We start from the raw sequence: 476 nt of genomic DNA, 5'->3' as shown, positions 1-476 counted from the left end.
CGATGGTCAGCTTTCCGTACCGCAGGAGGGCCCCAAAGGGTGCCGGGTTCAATGACCGCAGTTGACGATAAAAGGTGAGCGGATCGAATATAGTCGACAGCCTGGCCGTGAAGCGCTGCGCAATGTTGGCTTGGAAGAGGTCTCCGGCCAGAATCAAATCGATGACGCGCTGTACCGCCGCAATGTATGCTTCTCGGCTGAAGTTTGAATTCCATGCGCCCGCTGTGCCGGGGAGCACGATCCGCGGCGACTTTGGGTTGGCAAGCAGGGCTGCGAACTCATCGGCTCGACGACGTGCGCGCTCGCCGCGACGTGCGGGATCCTGCTCCGGCCATCCGGTCGAGACGATCCAGCATCTGTTGTTCCGATGGTCGTAGCTGATGACCACGTCGTAAAGATGCAGAATGGAATGGGGCAAACGCTGACCGGGAATTGCCGGCGCCGGCAATCGCTCCAGCGTCCTGTTCAAATCGTAG

The 476-nt window shown here is 59.9% G+C and carries 1 protein-coding gene; it reads right to left on the bottom strand.

The annotated features are described in order from the left end of the window. The coding region (locus IVB13_RS15760) for a chorismate-binding protein (RefSeq protein WP_247489535.1) at positions 1 to 476 on the bottom strand (476 nt) is incomplete at both ends.

It is taken from the genome of Bradyrhizobium sp. 17, assembly GCF_023073515.1.
GTDB classification, from domain to species: Bacteria; Pseudomonadota; Alphaproteobacteria; order Rhizobiales; family Xanthobacteraceae; genus Bradyrhizobium; species Bradyrhizobium canariense_D.
The sequence above is the reverse complement of the archived record's forward strand: the minus strand, read 5'-3'. Positions and strand labels throughout refer to the sequence as shown.